This window comes from Pseudomonas putida (genome assembly GCF_050990305.1).
GTDB lineage: Bacteria > Pseudomonadota > Gammaproteobacteria > Pseudomonadales > Pseudomonadaceae > Aquipseudomonas > Aquipseudomonas putida_AH.
This window is the reverse complement of record NZ_CP158817.1, coordinates 699,171-720,266: the sequence shown is the minus strand read 5'-3', so window position 1 is coordinate 720,266 and position 21,096 is coordinate 699,171. Positions and strand designations below refer to the sequence as shown.

At 55.2% G+C, this 21,096-nt stretch carries 16 protein-coding genes, 2 tRNA genes, 1 rRNA gene and 1 pseudogene; 13 read left to right on the top strand and 7 right to left on the bottom strand.

Features of this window, described 5'->3' with window-relative positions:
* Window positions 1-68: 68 nt before the first annotated feature.
* From ABTV22_RS03235 to ABTV22_RS03215, 5 genes are all read right to left on the bottom strand, one after another.
* Window positions 69-144: transfer RNA gene (locus ABTV22_RS03235), tRNA-Ala, on the bottom strand.
* Between the two features lie 30 nt (window positions 145-174).
* Window positions 175-251: transfer RNA gene (locus ABTV22_RS03230), tRNA-Ile, on the bottom strand.
* Window positions 252-331: 80 nt separating this feature from the next.
* A 16S ribosomal RNA gene (locus tag ABTV22_RS03225) occupies window positions 332-1,868 on the bottom strand.
* A 571-nt stretch (window positions 1,869-2,439) separates the two neighbouring features.
* On the bottom strand, window positions 2,440-3,933 hold the full coding sequence (locus ABTV22_RS03220; protein ID WP_433738536.1) for a CoA-acylating methylmalonate-semialdehyde dehydrogenase: 1,494 nt from the start codon (window positions 3,931-3,933) through the stop codon (window positions 2,440-2,442).
* Between the two features lie 178 nt (window positions 3,934-4,111).
* Window positions 4,112-5,461 (bottom strand): aspartate aminotransferase family protein, encoded by a 1,350-nt coding sequence (locus ABTV22_RS03215; protein ID WP_433738535.1) that lies wholly within the window; start codon window positions 5,459-5,461, stop codon window positions 4,112-4,114.
* Between the two features lie 139 nt (window positions 5,462-5,600).
* Here ABTV22_RS03215 and ABTV22_RS03210 point away from each other — a divergent pair, with 139 nt between their 5' ends.
* The 5 genes from ABTV22_RS03210 (at window position 5,601) to ABTV22_RS03190 (ending at window position 10,804) form a co-directional block, all read left to right on the top strand.
* On the top strand, window positions 5,601-6,521 hold the full coding sequence (locus ABTV22_RS03210) for a LysR family transcriptional regulator (protein ID WP_433738534.1): 921 nt from the start codon (window positions 5,601-5,603) through the stop codon (window positions 6,519-6,521).
* A gap of 209 nt (window positions 6,522-6,730) precedes the next feature.
* Window positions 6,731-7,381, top strand: coding sequence for a TetR/AcrR family transcriptional regulator (locus ABTV22_RS03205; RefSeq protein WP_433738533.1), 651 nt, complete (start codon window positions 6,731-6,733; stop codon window positions 7,379-7,381).
* 8 nt (window positions 7,382-7,389) lie between these two features.
* A complete protein-coding gene (locus ABTV22_RS03200) occupies window positions 7,390-7,971 on the top strand; it encodes an IMPACT family protein (protein ID WP_433738532.1) in 582 nt (193 codons plus the stop codon).
* A 521-nt stretch (window positions 7,972-8,492) separates the two neighbouring features.
* On the top strand, window positions 8,493-9,191 hold the full coding sequence (locus ABTV22_RS03195; RefSeq protein ID WP_433738531.1) for an SDR family oxidoreductase: 699 nt from the start codon (window positions 8,493-8,495) through the stop codon (window positions 9,189-9,191).
* 254 nt (window positions 9,192-9,445) lie between these two features.
* Window positions 9,446-10,804, top strand: coding sequence for an 8-oxoguanine deaminase (locus ABTV22_RS03190; protein ID WP_433738530.1), 1,359 nt, complete (start codon window positions 9,446-9,448; stop codon window positions 10,802-10,804).
* Window positions 10,805-10,911: 107 nt separating this feature from the next.
* Here ABTV22_RS03190 and ABTV22_RS03185 read toward each other — a convergent pair.
* Window positions 10,912-11,475: pseudogene (locus tag ABTV22_RS03185) on the bottom strand (calcium:proton antiporter); the annotation flags it as partial.
* A gap of 265 nt (window positions 11,476-11,740) precedes the next feature.
* Window positions 11,741-12,631 (bottom strand): LysR family transcriptional regulator, encoded by an 891-nt coding sequence (locus ABTV22_RS03180; protein WP_433738529.1) that lies wholly within the window; start codon window positions 12,629-12,631, stop codon window positions 11,741-11,743.
* A 74-nt stretch (window positions 12,632-12,705) separates the two neighbouring features.
* Between ABTV22_RS03180 and ABTV22_RS03175 the strand changes: the two genes are divergently transcribed.
* From ABTV22_RS03175 to ABTV22_RS03140, 8 genes are all read left to right on the top strand, one after another.
* On the top strand, window positions 12,706-13,506 hold the full coding sequence (locus ABTV22_RS03175) for a sulfite exporter TauE/SafE family protein (protein ID WP_433738528.1): 801 nt from the start codon (window positions 12,706-12,708) through the stop codon (window positions 13,504-13,506).
* Window positions 13,507-13,559: 53 nt separating this feature from the next.
* A complete protein-coding gene (locus ABTV22_RS03170; RefSeq protein ID WP_433738527.1) occupies window positions 13,560-14,411 on the top strand; it encodes an isocitrate lyase/PEP mutase family protein in 852 nt (283 codons plus the stop codon).
* Window positions 14,412-14,453: 42 nt separating this feature from the next.
* Window positions 14,454-15,497, top strand: coding sequence for a Rieske 2Fe-2S domain-containing protein (locus ABTV22_RS03165; protein ID WP_433738526.1), 1,044 nt, complete (start codon window positions 14,454-14,456; stop codon window positions 15,495-15,497).
* Window positions 15,498-15,512: 15 nt separating this feature from the next.
* Window positions 15,513-16,892: a diaminobutyrate--2-oxoglutarate transaminase family protein gene (locus tag ABTV22_RS03160; protein WP_433738525.1), complete on the top strand. Its 1,380-nt coding sequence runs from the start codon at window positions 15,513-15,515 to the stop codon at window positions 16,890-16,892.
* Window positions 16,889-18,190, top strand: coding sequence for a SidA/IucD/PvdA family monooxygenase (locus tag ABTV22_RS03155; protein ID WP_433738524.1), 1,302 nt, complete (start codon window positions 16,889-16,891; stop codon window positions 18,188-18,190). Before ABTV22_RS03160 ends, ABTV22_RS03155 begins: the two co-directional genes overlap by 4 nt.
* A complete protein-coding gene (locus ABTV22_RS03150) occupies window positions 18,183-19,442 on the top strand; it encodes an NAD(P)/FAD-dependent oxidoreductase (protein WP_433738523.1) in 1,260 nt (419 codons plus the stop codon). Before ABTV22_RS03155 ends, ABTV22_RS03150 begins: the two co-directional genes overlap by 8 nt.
* A gap of 79 nt (window positions 19,443-19,521) precedes the next feature.
* On the top strand, window positions 19,522-20,097 hold the full coding sequence (locus tag ABTV22_RS03145; RefSeq protein ID WP_433738522.1) for an FMN-binding negative transcriptional regulator: 576 nt from the start codon (window positions 19,522-19,524) through the stop codon (window positions 20,095-20,097).
* A gap of 7 nt (window positions 20,098-20,104) precedes the next feature.
* Window positions 20,105-20,494 (top strand): tautomerase family protein, encoded by a 390-nt coding sequence (locus ABTV22_RS03140; protein ID WP_433738521.1) that lies wholly within the window; start codon window positions 20,105-20,107, stop codon window positions 20,492-20,494.
* Window positions 20,495-21,096 lie beyond the last annotated feature (602 nt).

Genomic DNA, 21,096 nt, shown 5'->3' with positions numbered 1-21,096 from the left:
CTAGAAATCAACATTCACCATCACTCGATGGAATGCTCATTTCTAAGCTCTTACTTCAGAAGCAGTAGTGGTGGAGCCAAGCGGGATCGAACCGCTGACCTCCTGCGTGCAAGGCAGGCGCTCTCCCAGCTGAGCTATGGCCCCGTATTTCTACAGGCGTTTCCCACACAAAATTGGTGGGTCTGGGCAGATTCGAACTGCCGACCTCACCCTTATCAGGGGTGCGCTCTAACCAACTGAGCTACAGACCCAATTTCGGGCTGCTTCTATCGTCTTCTTCAATGAATCAAGCAATTCGTGTGGGAGCTTATGGTACAGCTGAGTCGTCGATTAAGGAGGTGATCCAGCCGCAGGTTCCCCTACGGCTACCTTGTTACGACTTCACCCCAGTCATGAATCACACCGTGGTAACCGTCCCCCCGAAGGTTAGACTAGCTACTTCTGGTGCAACCCACTCCCATGGTGTGACGGGCGGTGTGTACAAGGCCCGGGAACGTATTCACCGCGACATTCTGATTCGCGATTACTAGCGATTCCGACTTCACGCAGTCGAGTTGCAGACTGCGATCCGGACTACGATCGGTTTTATGGGATTAGCTCCACCTCGCGGCTTGGCAACCCTCTGTACCGACCATTGTAGCACGTGTGTAGCCCAGGCCGTAAGGGCCATGATGACTTGACGTCATCCCCACCTTCCTCCGGTTTGTCACCGGCAGTCTCCTTAGAGTGCCCACCATAACGTGCTGGTAACTAAGGACAAGGGTTGCGCTCGTTACGGGACTTAACCCAACATCTCACGACACGAGCTGACGACAGCCATGCAGCACCTGTCTCAATGTTCCCGAAGGCACCAATCCATCTCTGGAAAGTTCATTGGATGTCAAGGCCTGGTAAGGTTCTTCGCGTTGCTTCGAATTAAACCACATGCTCCACCGCTTGTGCGGGCCCCCGTCAATTCATTTGAGTTTTAACCTTGCGGCCGTACTCCCCAGGCGGTCAACTTAATGCGTTAGCTGCGCCACTAAGAGCTCAAGGTCCCCAACGGCTAGTTGACATCGTTTACGGCGTGGACTACCAGGGTATCTAATCCTGTTTGCTCCCCACGCTTTCGCACCTCAGTGTCAGTATCAGTCCAGGTGGTCGCCTTCGCCACTGGTGTTCCTTCCTATATCTACGCATTTCACCGCTACACAGGAAATTCCACCACCCTCTACCATACTCTAGCTTGTCAGTTTTGAATGCAGTTCCCAGGTTGAGCCCGGGGCTTTCACATCCAACTTAACAAACCACCTACGCGCGCTTTACGCCCAGTAATTCCGATTAACGCTTGCACCCTCTGTATTACCGCGGCTGCTGGCACAGAGTTAGCCGGTGCTTATTCTGTCGGTAACGTCAAAATTGCAGAGTATTAATCTACAACCCTTCCTCCCAACTTAAAGTGCTTTACAATCCGAAGACCTTCTTCACACACGCGGCATGGCTGGATCAGGCTTTCGCCCATTGTCCAATATTCCCCACTGCTGCCTCCCGTAGGAGTCTGGACCGTGTCTCAGTTCCAGTGTGACTGATCATCCTCTCAGACCAGTTACGGATCGTCGCCTTGGTGAGCCATTACCTCACCAACTAGCTAATCCGACCTAGGCTCATCTGATAGCGCAAGGCCCGAAGGTCCCCTGCTTTCTCCCGTAGGACGTATGCGGTATTAGCGTCCCTTTCGAGACGTTGTCCCCCACTACCAGGCAGATTCCTAGGCATTACTCACCCGTCCGCCGCTGAATCCAGGAGCAAGCTCCTTTCATCCGCTCGACTTGCATGTGTTAGGCCTGCCGCCAGCGTTCAATCTGAGCCATGATCAAACTCTTCAGTTCAAACATCTTTGGGTTTTGAGAAAACCCTAAACTTGGCTCAGCAATCGTTGGTTACATCTTTGATTTCTCGCGGAGTAACTTGTGATGCTGATAATCTGTTGACTAGCAGCCTGATACCACAAGCACCCACACGAATTGCTTGATTCAGTTGTTAAAGAGCGGTTGGTTAAGATCTTTCGTCTCAACCGAGGCGCGCATTCTACAGCAGCCTCATTTGCTGTCAAGTGATTATTTTCAGAAGTTTTCAAGGATTTCCTTAACAACTTCAACCACTTGCGCTTTCGATCTCTCGTCAGCGGGAGGCGAATTCTACAGCGTTACTCGCTGCTGTCAACACCTCTTTTTCAACTTCCTTTCGGCTTCGATGACCTGAAGCAACTTGCCGCCGAAAACTGCGTAACTCATTGTTTACCAAGGAGTTTTCCGTTTCGACTGCGCCGGAAGTGGGGCGAATTATAGAGATCTGAAATCTGCCGTCAACACCTATTTTCATAAATCTGTCATACAGGTCAAAAAAGCCTCTAAAACAGAAAGGCCGACCCAATGGGTCGGCCTTTCTACGCCCTTCTACTTACAAGCTAGGGAAAGCGAACTGCGAAGCCTCATGGCTCGCACGCTGCGGCCAGCGCTGGGTGATGGCCTTGCGGCGAGTGTAGAAACGCACACCATCCGGACCATAAGCATGCAGGTCGCCAAACAGCGAACGCTTCCAGCCGCCAAAGCTGTGGTAAGCCACCGGCACCGGCAACGGTACGTTGACGCCGACCATACCGACTTCGATCTCGTCGCAGAACAACCGCGCCGCCTCACCGTCACGGGTGAAGATGCAAGTGCCGTTGCCATACTCGTGATCGTTGATCAGTTGCATCGCCTCTTCCAGGCTGTTGACCCGAACAACGCACAGCACCGGACCGAAGATCTCTTCTTTATAGATACGCATCTCAGGAGTGACGTTGTCGAACAGGCAACCACCGAGGAAGAAGCCGTCTTCATGACCCGGTACGCTCAGACCACGACCGTCAACCACCAGGGTCGCGCCCGCCGCCACGCCGTCTTCGACATAACCGCTGACCTTATCGCGTGCCTGACCGGTGACCAAAGGCCCCATGTCCAGACCACAGGTCGTACCTGCGCCGATTTTCAGCGCCTTGATCTGCGGTGTCAGTTTGGCCACCAGCGCGTCGGCAACCTGGTCACCCACACAGACCGCTACCGAGATCGCCATGCAGCGCTCGCCACAGGAACCGTAAGCGGCGCCCATCAGTGCGCTGACAGCGTTATCCAGATCCGCATCTGGCATCAGCACCGCATGGTTCTTCGCCCCGCCCAGTGCCTGGACGCGTTTGCCGCGCTTGGTGCCTTCGGCGTAGATGTATTCGGCAATCGGCGTCGAACCCACGAAGCTCAAGGCTTTGACTTCCGGCGCTTCGATCAGGGCGTCCACGGCAACCTTGTCACCGTGAACCACGCTCAGCACACCTTTAGGCAGACCGGCTTCCAGCAACAGTTGCGCGATCAGCAGTGTCGAGCTCGGGTCCCGCTCGGACGGCTTGAGAATGAAGCAGTTGCCGCAGACGATCGCCAGCGGATACATCCACAGCGGCACCATGGCCGGGAAGTTGAACGGCGTAATACCGGCCACAACACCCAGCGGCTGAAAATCCGACCACGCATCGATGTTCGGACCGACGTTACGGCTGTACTCGCCCTTGAGGATTTCCGGAGCCGCGCAGGCAAATTCAACGTTCTCGATGCCACGCTTCAGTTCGCCGGCCGCATCTTCCAGAGTCTTGCCGTGCTCTTCGCTGATCAGTTGCGCGATACGCGCTTCGTTCTGCTCCAGCAGTTGCTTGAAGCGGAACATCACCTGAGCACGTTTGGCCGCCGGCGTGTTGCGCCAAGCCGGGAACGCGGCCTTGGCTGCGTCAATGGCTTGTTGAATGGTTTCACGGCTTGCCAATGGCAGCTTGTGGATAGCCTGGCCGGTCGATGGGTTGAACACATCAGTGCTACGACCGGTTTCGGTGACCAGCTCACCATTGATCAAATGCGGAATAACGCTCATGGAAGCTCCTGAAGAATTGTCCACAGACGCCAAAAAATGACGCCTGCTATATATAGAGGCTTTGTGTAGGAGCGTGCCTGCTCGCGATGATGGTGAAGGCCCCGCGTTCATCCAGGCAGCCCGCATCATCGTTTACGCCCAGCGCGAGCAAGCTCGCCCCTACAGATGTCGTGTCAAATCAGTCGATCTTGCTCAGCACTTCGCCGACCGCATCGAACAAGCGATCCAGATCCTGCGGCTTGCTGTTGAAGGTTGGGCCGAACTGCAGGGTGTCGCCGCCAAAGCGCACGTAGAACCCGGCTTTCCACAGCGCCATGCCCGCCTCGAATGGGCGCACAATGGCATCGCCGTCACGCGGCGCAATCTGGATCGCGCCAGCCAGGCCATAGTTACGAATGTCGATAATGTTTTTGGTGCCCTTCAAACCGTGCAGTGCATTTTCAAAATGCGGCGCGACTTCGGCCACGCTCTGCACCAGGTTTTCTTTTTGCAGCAAGTCCAAAGCGGCCAGGCCCGCAGCGCAAGCCACCGGGTGCGCGGAATAGGTGTAGCCGTGAGGGAACTCCACCGCGTACTCAGGCGTCGCCTGATTCATGAAGGTCTGGTAGATCTCGGAGCTGGCAATCACCGCGCCCATCGGGATCGCACCGTTGGTGACTTGCTTGGCGATGCACATCAGGTCCGGGGTCACACCAAAGGTGGTAGCACCAAACATGGTGCCGGTCCGGCCAAAACCGGTGATCACTTCGTCGAACACCAGCAGGATGTTGTGCTGATCACAGATCTCACGCAGGCGCTTGAGGTAGCCCTGTGGCGGAACCAGCACGCCAGCGGAGCCGGCCAATGGTTCAACGAACACGGCAGCGATGTTCGAAGCATCGTGCAGTTCGATCAGCTTCAGCAGCTCATCGGCGAGGGCGATACCGCCCTGCTCCGGCATGCCACGGGAGAACGCATTGCTCGCCAGCAGCGTATGCGGCAGGTGATCGACATCCATCATCGCCTGACCGAACAGCTTACGGTTGCCATTGACACCGCCGAGGCTGGTGCCGGCGATGTTCACGCCATGGTAACCACGGGCACGCCCGATCATTTTGGTCTTGGTCGACTGGCCTTTCAGGCGCCAGTAGGCACGCACCATCTTCACGGCAGTATCGGCGCACTCGGAACCGGAGTCGGTGAAGAACACGTGGTTCAGGTTGCCCGGCGTCAGGTCGGTGATTTTTTCCGCCAACTGGAACGACAGCGGGTGGCCGTACTGGAAGCCTGGCGAGTAGTCGAGGGTGCCCAACTGCTTGGTCACCGCCTCTTGAATTTCCTTGCGGGTATGCCCGGCGCCACAAGTCCACAGACCCGACAGCGAGTCATAGACCTTGCGGCCCTTATCGTCGATCAGCCAGCTGCCTTCGGCACCCACGATCAGGCGCGGATCACGCTGGAAGTTACGGTTGGCGGTGTACGGCATCCAGTGCGCGTCGAGCTTGAGCTGGCTGGCCAGAGAAGTCGGTGCGTTTTCAGGCAAGTTCATGGGAAAAACCTCGCAAGGCAATAAGCGGCGTAGGGATTGAAAACCGTTGTTGCAGCTAAGTTGCCACGGGGATAAAGTCTGTGAAATCCAACTTTTCTAACCTTTAGTCAGCCACTGGCTAAACTATCGAGTAAGCACCATGAGCAGCCGCCGCCCCGACCCACTGGCGCAAGTCAGCGACTTCGACATACGCCTGTTGCGGATCTTTCGCAGCGTGGTCGAATGCGGTGGCTTCTCGGCAGCCGAAAGCGTGCTCGGCATTGGCCGCTCGGCCATCAGCCAACAGATGAGCGATCTGGAGCAACGCCTTGGCTTGCGTCTGTGCCAACGGGGTCGCGCCGGTTTTTCCCTGACCGAAGAAGGCCGCGAGGTCTATCAATCGGCGTTGCAGCTATTGAGTGCACTGGAAAGCTTTCGCACCGAGGTCAATGGCCTGCACCAGCACTTGCGCGGCGAATTGACCATCGGCCTGACCGACAATCTGGTCACCCTGCCCCACATGCGCATTACCCACGCGCTGGCGCAACTGAAGGAGCGCGGCCCGGACGTGCAGATCCAGATCCGCATGATCGCCCCCAACGAGGTGGAACAAGGCGTGCTTGATGGTCGCTTGCATGTCGGCGTGGTACCACAGGCCAGCGCTCTATCCGGACTGGAATATCAACCGCTCTACAGCGAACGCTCACTGCTGTATTGCGCAGTGGGTCACCCGCTGTTTTATGTCGATGACAAGCAGCTGGACGATGAGCGCCTCAACCATCAGGACGCCATTGCCCCGACCTTCCGTTTACCGGCGGAAATCCAGGCCCATTATCAAGCGCTCAATTGCACCGCCAGCGCCTCGGACCGTGAAGGCATGGCATTCCTGATTCTCACCGGGCGCTACATCGGTTATTTGCCGGACCACTATGCCAGCCTCTGGGTACAGCAAGGTCGATTGCGAGCACTCAAGCCCAATGCGCGCTTCTATGATCTGAGTCTTGCCTCTGTGACCCGCAAGGGACGCCGGCCTCACCTGGTGCTGGAGAGTTTTCTGGAGAGCCTGGCCGCGACACGCTGAACACCACCGCCCCTGTAGGAGCCGAGCTTGCTCGCGATAGGGGTCTGGCATTCAAAATTGATATTGGCTGACCCGACGCTATCGCGAGCAAGCTCGGCTCCTACGGGGATTGTGGGTATTCCGGGTTTTATCGTGTCGGGACTTGTCTGGAGCCTACGGGTGCGATATCAACGCAATGGCTCGCCCCACTCACTTGACCGGAAGTGTCCATGACCTTTGAAGTCCCCGCTCACGGCGGCAAACCTGCCAGCCGCATTCGTCAGAAGAACGAAGAGACCATCATCAAAGCCGCCGAGGACGAGTTCGCCCGTCACGGTTTCAAAGGCACCAGCATGAACACCATCGCCCAGAATGCCGGCTTGCCAAAAGCAAACCTGCATTACTACTTCACCAACAAACTCGGTTTGTACGTGGCGGTGTTGAGCAATATTCTTCAGCTGTGGGACAGCACTTTCAATACGTTGACCGCCGAGGATGATCCGGCCGAAGCCTTGACCCGCTACATCCGCGCCAAGATGGAGTTTTCCCGTCGCCAACCGCAAGCCTCGCGGATCTTCGCCATGGAGGTGATCAGTGGTGGTGAATGCCTGACCGAGTATTTCAACCAGGACTACCGCACCTGGTTCCAGGGCAGGGCCGGGGTGTTTCAAGCCTGGATCGACGCCGGCAAGATGGACCCGGTCGACCCAATCAACCTGATTTTCCTGTTGTGGGGCAGCACCCAACATTACGCCGACTTCGCCACCCAGATCTGCCGTGTCAGTGGGCGAGCCAAGTTGACCAAACAGGATATGGAAGACGCCGGCAACAACCTGATCCGTATCATTCTCAAGGGCTGCGGCCTGACACCGACGATTTAAGACTTTATATGCCCTTTACCCTCAGTGGCTTTTGCGAATACCGCGAAGAGATTCGCAAAAGCCGCTTCATCACCTTCGCCGCACCGATCACCAGTCCCGCTGAAGCCCAGGCATTCATCGAGCAGCACAGCGACCTGAACGCCACACACAATTGCTGGGCGTGGAAGCTCGGCGCTCAATATCGCAGTACCGACGATGGCGAGCCTGGCGGTACCGCTGGCCGGCCGATTCTGGCGGCGATCGAGGCACAGGATTGCGATCAAGTCGCGGTGCTGGTGATTCGCTGGTATGGCGGCATTCAACTGGGCACCGGCGGCTTGGCCCGTGCCTATGGCGGCGGTGCCAACAAATGCCTGCAAGCTGCGCCGAAAATCGAACTGATCAGTCGGGTGCCGCTACGTTGCGCTTGCACCTTCAGTGAACTGGCCCTGGTGAAATTGCGAGTCGCCGAGATCGGCGGACTGGTTGTGCAGGAAGACTTCACCGCCAATGGTGTTGAACTGCAGTTGGCGGTGGGTGAAGCGCATATCGAAATGCTTCAAAGACATTTGGCCGACTTGAGCCGCGGGCGCATCCTGTTGCAGCGTTGACGCTGTAATTTTTTGGGGCAGTTTGGAATATCGATGCCACCAGCAATTGCCCACATCCGCTGTGCACCCGGCTGTGGATAACCTGGGCACATACCGCTGTAACCCTTCTGTCATGCGGCTTTGCGGGCTTTGTTCAATTTTCGTCCAACTCCGTCAGAAAACTTAAAAAATTAAACTAAAACATAGACTTAGAATGGTTTATCACCTTTCGGAGATACCCCCTCCTCGCTTATGCCCGACATTTACGCTTGCGCACAAATACTGTGGAGCAATCTGTGGATAACCCGTTCATTCCTGTCGCGGCCCCATGTCGGATATGGCTCGCGGCATACTGCTCATTTTTTGACCAAACAATGCAGGTCAAAAGTAGAGCCTGATGACCGGTGATGCCCTCAAGTGGTGCCAGTCCATTTGTGAATCCATCATCAATGGACTCGACGCCTCGCACCGGGCGTTGCAGCATAGGTCAGGCCAATGCTGCTCATTGAATCCGTGATCCTCATTCATCAAGGAAACCACACATGTCCAAGGCAAAAAGCGCACTCATTATCGGTGCCTCTCGCGGGCTGGGCCTCGGCCTGGTGAAAACCCTGCTGGCCGATGGCTGGCAAGTGACCGCCACCGTGCGTAATCCACAAAACTCGCAAGCCTTGCAAGCATTGGGCAAGGTGCGGATCGAACAGCTCGACATGGATGATCAGCCCGCAGTGATCGCCTTGAACCAGCGCCTCAAGGACGAAGTGTTCGACCTATTGTTCGTGAATGCCGGCGTCAAGGGGCCGGACGTGCAGACGCCAGGCGGCGCGACACTGGCTGAAGTCGGGCAACTGTTTTTCACCAACGCGGTTGCCCCCATCAATCTCGCCCAGCAATTTGTTGGCCAGATTCGCCCAGAGACCGGTGTGCTGGCCTTCATGAGCTCGGTACTCGGCAGCGTGACCATGCCCGATGCGCCGGAACTGGCGCTGTACAAGGCCAGCAAAGCCGCTCTGAACTCCATGACCAACAGCTTCGTCACGCAGCTGAACCAACAATCGGGCGAGCAGAAACTCACCGTGCTGTCGCTGCATCCGGGCTGGGTGAAAACCGACATGGGCGGTGAAGGTGCCGATATCGATGTGCAAACGAGCACGCGAGGGCTGGTCGACCAGGTGAATGCATATGTCGGCAAGGGTGGGCATCATTTTGTAAATTATCGGGGCGAGACCATTCCCTGGTAAACGCAACTGCTCTGCCTTTGTAGGAGCCGAGCTTGCTCGCGATGGCGGTGTATAAGCCAACAACAGTTGACCAGACACACCGCTATCGCGAGCAAGCTCGGCTCCTACAGGGTTTTGCTTCGTCTGGTCGGGCTTGCCCGCGAAGTGCTTTTGATCGACACTGCGCACCTCGCCTCCCCGGCGACCCTGGATCAGCAGACAGGGCAACACTGAGCTGGCAACCCTGAACCCAACTTTCAGAGGAGCCGGCCAACATGCCTGCGACCCGTACCTGGTTAAAAAATCCCCTCGCTATTTTCACGGCCAACGGTCTCGATGCCCGTGGCGGCCTAGTGCTGCAAGACGGTGTGATCGTCGAAGTGCTTGGCGCAGGCCAGCAACCCTCGGCACCCTGTGGACAAGTGTTCGACGCCCGCGAACACGTCATTCTGCCGGGGCTGATCAATACCCATCACCACTTCTATCAAACCCTGACCCGCGCCTGGGCGCCGGTGGTCAACCAGCCATTGTTCCCGTGGCTGAAAACCCTGTACCCGGTCTGGGCGCGACTGACACCGGAAAAACTCGCCCTCGCCACCAAAGTCGCACTGGCCGAATTGCTGTTGTCCGGTTGCACCACTGCGGCCGATCACCACTACCTGTTCCCGGATGGCCTGGAAAATGCCATCGATGTGCAAGTCGAGAGTGTTCGTGAGTTGGGCATGCGCGCCATGTTGACTCGCGGTTCGATGAGCCTCGGGGAAAAGGACGGCGGGCTGCCACCACAGCAGACCGTGCAGGAAGGCCAGGTGATTCTCGACGACAGCCAGCGCTTGATCGCTGCCTATCACGAACGCGGTGACGGCGCGCAAATCCAGATCGCCCTGGCGCCCTGCTCGCCGTTCTCGGTGACCCCGCAAATCATGTCCGCCAGCGCCGAACTGGCGAACACCCTCGATGTTCGCCTGCACACGCACCTGGCGGAAACCCTCGACGAAGAAGACTTCTGCCTGCAACGCTTCGGCCTGCGCACCGTGGATTATCTGGACAGCGTCGGCTGGCTCGGCCCACGCACCTGGCTGGCCCATGGCATTCATTTCAACCCGGATGAAATCGCCCGCCTCGGTGCTGCCGGCACTGGCATCTGTCATTGCCCGAGCTCGAACATGCGCCTGGCTTCCGGCATCTGCCCAAGCATCGAACTGACCGACGCCGGTGCTCCGCTGGGCTTGGGCGTGGACGGTTCGGCGTCCAACGACGCGTCGAACATGATCCTCGAAGCGCGTCAGGCGCTGTACATCCAACGCCTGCGTTACGGTGCAGAGAAGATCACCCCGGAACGCGTTCTCGGTTGGGCCACCAAAGGTTCGGCGCAACTGCTCGGCCGCAGCGACATCGGCGAAATCGCCGTGGGCAAGCAGGCTGACCTGGCGTTGTTCAAGCTCGATGAGCTGCGTTTCTCCGGCAGCCACGATCCGGTGTCGGCGCTGCTGTTGTGCGGCGCGGATCGTGCGGACCGGGTAATGGTCGGCGGCAAGTGGCGGGTGATCGATGGACAAGTCGAAGGGTTGGACTTGAAAGGGTTGATTGCCAATCACAGCCAGGCGGCACGGCAACTGATCGCCGGTTCCTGACACACCCCAGAACCACTGTAGGAGCTGCCGAAGGCTGCGATCTTTTGATCTTGCTTTTCAGCAATGCAGAAACCAAAAAATCAAAAGATCGCAGCCTTCGGCAGCTCCTACAGCCCCAACAACGACAACATGATGAACGTCGCAAACAACACAAAGTGAGTCATCCCCTCGATGGCATTGGTTTGGCCATCGTTGAGGTTGATCGCGCTGACGATCAAGGTGATGAAGATCATCACGGTCTGCACCGGGGTCATCGCCATCTGGAAAGGCTGTCCGGTGTAGAGCGCCATCGCTTCCATCACCGGCACCGTCAGGATCACGGTCGACAGCGACGCCCCCAACGCGATGTTGACCACCGACTGCATGCGGTTGGCCAGCGCCGCGCGCAATGCGGTCAGAATTTCCGGTGCGGCGGAAATCGCAGCCACCACGATTGCCGTGATCACCGGCGGCGCACCTGACCCTTCCAACCCCAGATCGAGGGTCTTGGACATCACTTCGGCCAGTGCGCCAATCACCACCACACCGAACACCAAAATACCGATTGCCAATGCCAAGTTGACCGGTGCCGGCTCGGTTTCCTGCGGTTCCTTCCTGCGGCGCTTTTCCGGGTAGCTGTAGCTGAAAAAATAACTGTGCGGCCCGACTTGCATGCGCAGGAACAACGCGTAAGGTACCTATCACCGAGGGATAGACGATGCTAGAAATGTTGCTTTTATAGTGAAGGCGATGCTCACCTGACTGACTGCTTGAGCCGGGCCCAGGTGCCCGAAGAAGCGATTTATTGCTCTAAAGGACTCAACCACATCCTCACGAGTGGATGTTAGATTCGTTTTTGGCAACTGGGTCAATTCGGCGTCGGCGCCAACAAGCAGGCCGCTTTTGGTGAACGTTATCGATTATTTTCGACTCTCTACCGCGCTATAACGCTGAACTTCAATCGACGGAAAATGCGTCTCGAAAGTGCTCAACGAAAGCCGCGACCAGAGTGGAATCGCGCTCGTGATGGGCAAGAACGACCCCGCATTCACAACCTTCATCTGTGATATCAATGGCATGCAAGGAAGAGGCTTTAACCATTGAAACAGGAAGCAGAGCTATGCCGAATCCTGCTTGGATAAGCAACGATTGCGTACTTTTTAACGAATAAACCTGGGCTGGCTTCGGAACAAATCCTGCGCGAGCACAAAGCTCGAATGTAAGATAACTAAGCCCACCGCGCTTTGGATGCGCTATCGAGACAAATGGCTCGTCACGCAACTCGGCAAGTGATATTGATGTTCTTGATGACAGATGATGAGTAGGGCCGACTGCGACGACAACTTTCTCACTAAACAGAGTAAGAAGCTTAATATCATTTAATTGATGTAAAACCGGAACTCGAAACAGCCCAACATCAATTCGATTGTTAACTAAATTAATTAGCTGTGTTTCTGAAGACTCCTCCGACACTTCAACATTAACATTGGTCATGCACTCTAAATAAAGCCCAAGCGCGCCCTTTAACTTTCCTATGAGCGGCACCGTGCTGGCATGACCAAGGCGAATAGTACCACTTTGGCCGTTGCCTACCGATGTAGCAAGTCGAGCTGCGCTGTCGACGTCAATCAAAATTGCTTTTGCCCTAGGCAAAAAAGCTAACCCAGCATGTGTTAGATGTGGCTGTCTTGCTGTGCGCTCGAACAAAAGCGTACCAAGGTTACTTTCTAGCTCCTTAATTTGTCGACTTAGCGCTGATTGAGCAATAAACAATCTCTGCGCTGCGACACTGAAGCTTCCATGTTCCGCGATTTCTACAAAATATCGCAACTGCTTCATTGATATCATAACAGCTATGCCAAAATGTGATCAGTAAGATGTCATTTCCATATTAGTAGGTTTTCGCCCTATTGGGTAGGGTAATGAAACAACACGAAACGGAAATTCCGATAATGCCAGATGCTTTTCTGCATGCCCCTTTCGACAATGCAACCTTAGTAGTAATGTTCGTTACCATCAGCCTGGCATACGTAATTTTTTCTATTGCAGGTTTTGGAACGGCGCTGGTAGCTGGACCTGTCTTAGTGAATTACATGCCTCTCTCGCAAGCGATCCCTCTATTGGTGCTCCTTGACTGCGTGGCTGCATTCGGAAAACTGGCGCGTTCTCATCAGCATGTGGTGCGAATTGAACTCGCCAGGCTGCTGCCGTTCATGGCCATTGGTAGCATGGCTGGCATAGCAGTACTCCTCAAAACTAAATCTGACATTTTAATGCTCGCGATGGGGTGTTTCGTAACCTTGTACGCGTTGTATATGCTTACAAAGCCTGTACGAACCAGTTACATATCTGTGGCGTGGGCAATGCCACTTGGTATAGGCGGCGGGCTGTTTGGCGCCCTATTTGGCAGCGGCGGCTTCCTGTATGCGATCTATTTGAACGGCAGGATAGATACCAAAGAGAAAGCAAGTTCCACTCAAAGCACATTGATCGGAATTAGTACACTCGTACGTATTACCATGCTAACTATAGCGGGCGCATACGCCGATCTTGCGTTAGTCGTGACGGCGATCTACTTATTGCCAGCCTTAATGCTTGGTCTTTGGGCTGGAGAACATATCTCTTTTAAAATGTCTCGCAACACGTTCACAAAGCTAATAAATATAATCATATTGATTAGTGGTATTACTCTCGTGTATCGAGCCTATCTTGGCGGCAATTGAAAACACATCTGGCACGTTTGCCTGCAATTAATTATTTGAAGTGAGGTTTGCAAATGAAAAGCTCTCAAGCTCTACGCAATCTTTTGAATTCAGGAAAAACCATTATGGCTCCTGGCGCCTATGACGGCCTGTCATCACGACTAGTCAGTCTGGCTGGCTTTGATGCTGTGTATGCAAGTGGTGGCGCTATCGCTAGATCTTCTGGTTATCCGGATATCGGTCTGCTGAGCTTTACTGAAGTTATTGAGCGGATTGAGAAGATTGTAGAAGCCAGCGATATCCCCGTTATCGCAGACGCTGACACCGGCTTTGGCGGTACTGCCAACGTGCAACGCACCGTGAGGGCACTGGAACGCATCGGTGTCGCAGGCTTTCACCTGGAAGACCAAACATTCCCTAAGCGATGCGGGCACTTGGATAACAAGTCGCTTATTGATGTCGAAGAAATGTGCCAGAAGATCAAAGTGGCGCGTGCTAGCTTGCAAGACAGTAACTGCTTACTTATTGCGCGCACTGACGCAATTGCAATTGAAGGTTTCGAAGCAGCGCTTGTTAGAGCACAGCGTTACGTTGATGCGGGTGCCGATATGATTTTTGTGGAAGCGCCGGAGACGCTGGAGCAAATTCAGATCATTGCCCAACGGATTCCGGGGCCGAAGCTCATGAACATGTTCTATGGCGGTAAAACCCCACTCGTTTCTCTGCCAGCACTTGCAGAACTTGGCTATCAACTCGTAATCGTGCCATCGGATCTGCAACGGGCAGCCATCCATGCCATGAAAAAAACCCTGGTTGAACTCAAACGCTCAGGAGATAGCCATGCAATGTCCGATGAATTAACGAGTTTCTCCGAGCGGGAACTGATAATTCAAACTGAAAAGTATCTGGCGCTGGACGACCTGTAAAAACAGCTTTGTAGCCAACATGCGCGAAAAAAAGGAGATGGAATGTTATACAAAGGTGAATGGGATCCCAGCGAACTCGATTACCGAGCGCTCGCAGGGCAATGGCATGTGGTCTGCCTGAGTACGGATGTCGGCGACGATCAACCCAAGGCTGTGCGATTGCTGGGCGAAGAATTGGTTTTGTGGCGGGACGACCAAGGTAAGGTCAATGCGTGGAAGGATTACTGCGGCCACCGAGGGGCAAAACTGTCACTTGGATGCGTCAAACAAGGACAGATCGAGTGCCCTTACCATGGCTGGCGCTACAGCAGCCAAGGCGAATGCACGTTAGTTCCAGCACATCCTGACCGAAAAGGGCCCGCGTCACAGCGCCTGATTTTTCGCCACTACGCTGAAGAGCGCTACGGATACGTCTGGGTGAGTCTGGAGGAACCGCTGCGACCGCTGCCAGAATTGCCACAGTGGAATGACGAGAGCTTTCGCAAGGTGTTTGCAGGCCCATACCTGTACAACGCAAACGCGTTGCGCTCACTCGAAAACTTCATCGATGCATCGCACTTCCCCTTTGTGCATGCCAATCTCAATGGTCTGCCGGACGCACCTGAACCGCTGAAGCGGTACAACGTGAAGGAAGACGAGCATGGCCTGCACTCTTCGGAAATTTGCGTCTTTCAACCGTACGGAGACCATCGTGGGATACCGGTTAATGCCCGTTATACCTATTCCGTCCTGAACCCTACGACCGCATATTTCGTCAAAAAAACTGGTGAGACAGAGCGTTTCTGCACCTTCTTCAATGCCACACCAGTGGATGAATCGCAGTGCATTATCTGGCTGATAGTCGCTATTAACTTTGGCCAGGATCTCACCCTCGAACAGATCCTTTCTCGACAAAATATCGTTTTCGAACAGGATCGCCGTATTGTCGAATCCCAACGCCCACCGCGCCTGCCACTAGACCCACATGCGGAAATGCACGTGGTCAGTGATCGGATGGGTATTGAGTACCGCCGCTGGATTCGTGCCTTGGGCGAGGCCGCAACCACCAATGAACAAACACAGCTCATTGAATCTGTTTCTATCTGACAGGGAATGTCAAACATGACTGAATCATCTATCGATTTTCTCACGCGCTTGGAATCCAACGCCCGTACGTACGCCAGGAATATTCCAATAGTTCTGAGCCATGGTGCAGGCACTGAGGTTGTAGACTTCGAAGGGCGCCGTTACCTGGATTGCCTAGCTTGCGCAGGTGCCCTTCCCCTTGGGCACAATCACCCATTTGTTCAGCAACGCGTCATCCAGTTTCTGCAGTCCGGGCAGTTGCAACAGGCCCTCGATATCGCGACTCCGGCGAAGGTTCATTTCGTCCAGGAGCTCTACGAGATGCTTCCGCCAGCCTTCGCCAAACAAGCGAAGATCCAGTTCTGCGGGCCTACGGGAGCCGACGCCGCCGAGGCTGCCCTAAAGCTGTTCAAAACCGCGACGAAACGCCGTCCGATCATCGTTTTTCAGGGCGCTTATCACGGTATGACTCACGGCACGCTGGGTATGATGGGCAACCTGGCACCCAAACAAGAGATTACCGGCCTGCCTGGCGAAGTACACTTTCTGCCCTACCCCTACGTCTATCGCAGCCCATTTGGCGCCGGCACCAGTCCTGAGGAGACAGAACGTCTCAGCCTCGTATGCCTGGAAAACGCCCTCAGTGATCCGGAAAGTGGCATTGGTAAACCGGCAATGGTTCTGCTTGAGGCAATCCAGGGCGAAGGCGGCTGCATCCCAGCAAGCGCGCATTGGCTGCGCCAGGTGAGGGAAATCACCCAGCGGCACGACGTTCCCCTGGTCATTGACGAAATCCAGGCCGGTGTTGGTCGCAGTGGTGACCTGTTCGCGTTCCAGCAGGCCGATATCGTGCCAGACGCCATCCTCCTTTCTAAGGCTATCGGTGGTGGCTACCCACTGTCTGTGTTGCTGTATTTAGATCAGTACGACCAATGGAAGCCGGGAGCACACACCGGTACCTTCAGGGGCAATCAGATCGCTTTGGTCAGCGGAGCCGCAACCCTGGAGTTCATCAGAAACGAAGGGCTGCTGGATCACGTCAAGGTTGTCGGTGAGCAGCTGCGCCAGGGCCTGCTGAATCTCAAGAATCGCTATCCATTCATCGGTGACGTGCGTGGTCGGGGTTTGATGCTCGGTATGGAGATGGTTGAACCAGATGGCCACGTCGATGCACTTGGTCACCCGCCGGCGGCTGGAGCCATAGCTGCAAGTGTCAAGCGTGCCTGCCTGAACGAGGGCCTGATCATTGAAACGGGTGGGCGTCATGGTGCAGTGCTGCGCTTTCTCCCGCCGTTGGTAATCACCAGTGCTCAAGTCGACCTGGTATTGGAGCGTCTTGACCGAGCTCTGACCGCACAAATGGTCAGTTCAACTCGAGGCATACAAGGTACTCGCCATGCGGAGGTGCTGGCATGAGCACTCGTGGAAAGATCGTTGATGTACTGGGTATCGGATTTGGCCCAGCAAACATCGCATTGGCAATCGCCCTGGAAGAATTGGCTCCAGGCATGAGCGTGCAATTCATTGAAAAGCGCCTGGGCCCATTGTGGCAGCCGAACATGTTGCTGCCTGGCTCGGATATCCAGAATCATCCATTGCGAGATCTGGTGACCCCACGCAATCCGCGTAGCCGTTACAGCTTCACAAACTTCCTGTTTGAAAAAGGCCGCCTGTACGAGCATCTAAATCTTCCGTTGCATCATCCCCTGCGTGCGGAATATGCCCAGTACGTTTCTTGGGCTGCAGATTTCTTTGAAGACATCGTCGCCTACGGTTGTGAAGCTGCATCGGTGGAAGCAGTAAACCCATCAAATGGCGAAGGCGCCCACTACAGAGTGTGCTGCGTCGATGGCCGGGTATTTCTTGCTCGCTCTTTGGTGCTTGCACCTGGTCGTACGCCTCACATTCCTGCCCCTTTCACCGGGAACAAGGATCGACGCGTTCGCCATTTGAACGACTATTTGCCTGCCCTCGCTGAAGCTGTGGCCGCCACCGATGGTCGATGCCGCATAGCCGTAATCGGCGGTAGCCAGAGCGCAGTAGAGATTTTGCTTCACGCCAGTGATCAGACTGGCGTACGAGAGGTTGTCGGGTTCACACGTAATTTTGGCTATCGCCAGAAAGATACAAGCCCGTTTTCCGACGAGGTCTACTTCCCCTCATTTGTCGACACATTCCACAACGCCAGCCCGGAACATAAGACGCGGTTACGTCAGGAACTGGTGCATACCAATTATTCGGCTGCCGACATCGATGTCCTAAACGCGCTCTACGTACGTAAATATGAGCAAACGCTGAAAGGTGAAAGTCGGTTGCAGCTACGAACGTGTGAGGACATGATCGGTTGCATCCCTACCCCTACCGGGGTGCAAATCGAAAGTCGGCAGTATCTTGAAGGGAGCGTTCATAACCAGTCGTTCGATTTGGTGATTCTGGCCACGGGTTTTCTCGACCTCGGCACCGGAGATCGTCAGGAGCCCTTCCCGAGTTTGCTAGCTCCAATCGCCCGTGAAAATGAAATCGACACGTTGACCATTGCCAGGGATTATCGCGTCGAGTTCCTCAACGGCTTGCCCACCTACCTCAACGGGTTGTGCGAGTCTTCGCATGGCATGGGGGACGCAGGCTCGTTTAGCTTGCTGGCGTTACGCTCACAAAGCATCGTGGAATCACTGACCAGGAACTTGGAAGCCAGGGTTCAACACCATGCTTAACCAGACCATAAGCGAAATGCTGGCGGCGCCCTCTTGTTGGCAAACACAACTGCCCTGCCGCACCACTCGCGCCGGCAACCTTCCGTTTGAAAGTGATGTAGTCATCGTGGGAGCAGGTATTGGCGGATTAGCGGCAGCGCTACGGGCTCTTGAGTCAGGTTACTCGGTAACCGTGTTGGAGGCCGAGTGTGTGGGCTATGGCGCAAGCGGTCGCAATTCTGGCTTCGTGGTACCTATCCCATCGAGGCACTCTCCGGAGTCACTCGAACATTTGCTAGGCGAGGATACAGCGCCATTTTTAGCCGCTCTAAGCGAATCAGCCCTGGCTGTCTTTGAGTACGCGCCATCGGATTTAACGGTGAAAGGCTGGGTGCAACCAATGGTTGGCCGTGCTGGGGATGGGGCCCATGAACTGGCAAAGAAATGGATGCGCTTGGGGGTCAAGGTAGACCCCATGGAGCCCGAAGCACTGGAGTCTGCATTAGGGACTACTGAGTATGCCAATGGCCTCCATTTTGGCGATGCTGGTGCCATCAACCCTCTTGCTTTCGTGTACCAACTGGCTGACACGGTCAACCGCAAAGGTGGGCATATCATCGAACGTTGCAGTGTGCTTGATGTTCGACCGAAGGGCGGCTGGGTTGCAGTCAAAACTGGGCGAGGTGAGATCAAGGCCGGGCGCGTGTTTATCGCCGGCAATGCCTATGGTTCAGCGGCCAGCCTTACGACTCGGCGGGCAGTTAGTCCGCTAGCCCTAACGCTTGCGACTTTCGATTTGCCGCAGGAGTGCCGTGCCGAAAAGTTGCTGCCATTTTCAGACAACCGCAAGGACATGTGGTTTGCACGCCGCCTAGGGCCTACAAAGCTGCTGACGGGATGCTTCGTGTTACCGCTCCAGAGATCTTCCGCTTGCAGTGAATTGCTCCAGGATCGCATCAAGCGCCTTTACGGCACTGTTGTGCAAGAGCCCGAGCAACAGTGGGCCGGGTGGGTCGGCCTCACTACAGACGGGATGCCGAAGGTTCACCAGAATGACGAACGAATCATGGGGTGGAGCGGCTGTAACGGTCGAGGCATTGCGCTTTCAATGCTGATGGGGCGAACTCTGATGGATCGTCTGTGTGGGGCCAACGGCCTACATCTGCCCTTTTCATCTGGCGCGTACAAGACGGGTAACGCCCTGACTTGGCTGGCGCAAATGGTCATCGCACTTGATCGTCGGAAACAACGTCGCACCTCGCTTGCGTCCTGATCTTACCTACCAAATCCGAGTACATACCATGTCTGCCTGCCCCTTTCATTACTCTCAATACCGTTCCACAGACCAGGGAATGATCGACCGCTTCGTTGATGCTTTTCCCCTGGCAATGATCACATCGCATCGAGACGGACAATTTCGTTGTAGCCACATTCCGCTTTGGCGTCAGCCGGATGGTTCGTTGTTCGGCCATGTCGACGGAAATAACTCGCAGTTCAAAGGCGAGCAGTCTCTGAGTGCTCAAATCGTCTTCATGGGGCCATCGGCCTACATTCCTCCACAGGCTTACGTCTCGCGTCAGCTCCCCACCTGGAATTACCTCGCCGTTCACATGCAGGCGAACATAACTGTGGTCGACGACCCACGCCACAAGCTCGAAATCCTCGAGCAAACCGCGACACGGTTATCAGAGCAGCCCTCTGACTATCAGGTCGACGAGCGCGACCCTCGGGTGATATCGAACCTGCCACACATTCGGGGGTTGGTCATAAAACCGGAAAATACCGAGGGACGCTTTAAGCTCTCCCAGGACAAATCCTCGCCGGATTCGTCAGCTGCTCTGCGGTGGTTACTCGACGACCGAAAACACGAACATGCCGAGTTCCTGATGGAGCTCCTGCACGCTGCTTCCAAGCCGCAATCGAACTGAGGCCAGTATGCCAATCGTTAGAGTAGAAGACCCTGTACACCGTGACGCCGATACCCAAAAAGCCATAATCGACACGATTTATGGTTGCTTGAAAGCGGTGTTCAAGGTCAGTGACGAAGAGCTCCAGGCGCGCTATGTCTGCTATGACAAAGACCACTTCCGCTCCCCAGGAGATCGCAGTGAGTTCATCCAAATTGAAATCACGATTTTCAAAGGACGCAAGCTGGAAACCAAGCGCCAGCTGTATCAGTTGATCAGTAAAAGGATCGCTGCGCAGCTCGATATTTCAGAGCATGCCCCGCTGATACTGCTGGTCGAGCTAGAGCCAGAGAACTGGGGAATGCGTGGCGGAGTGCCGTCGAGTGAGATCGACTTTGGATATACTATATCCATCTGATATCGGTTTGCTTTTGCCTCAATAGCCCATGGCATCGGCGGGTCAGTTTCAGCTTTGGCTATCCGCCGGTTGCGCTGACTTAGCAAGTGGATTTGAGCGTTGAGGCTGGGTACGCTGTATTTTCGAAGACTTGCTCGCACCAAGCGACTCATCTGAAAGTCGCTCACATCCTTACTATGAAACTCCAATTCGATTATTTCAGGCATCCGGCCAAAGCTCCAAAATTACTCAATATGTACTTGCGGTGATCATCACTTACACGGCTTGGGGCAAAGCCCAAGAGGAGCGTTGCGGCTTCTTTGTAGGTGTTTCACGCGCCAAGGAGCGGTTGATGATCACGACATGCGACTTACGCCATCGACCGGCCCCAAACCCTCCAAGGTGGAATGAGCATCGCACTCCTCATGTAGAGTTCGTCACCTACGTAACTCCATTTCTTTCCGCTCAGCCAAACGCCTAACAATTAGCCGTGTGTCGCTGATGTTGTATGAGCTCAGGGCAAGGATGCTCCCTACGCAGTAAGTTATCCATAGACCTCAAGCAGAGTCGCAGACACTGGCCGAGGAAAATTTCCGGGCTTCCGGGATATGCCATAGATCGGG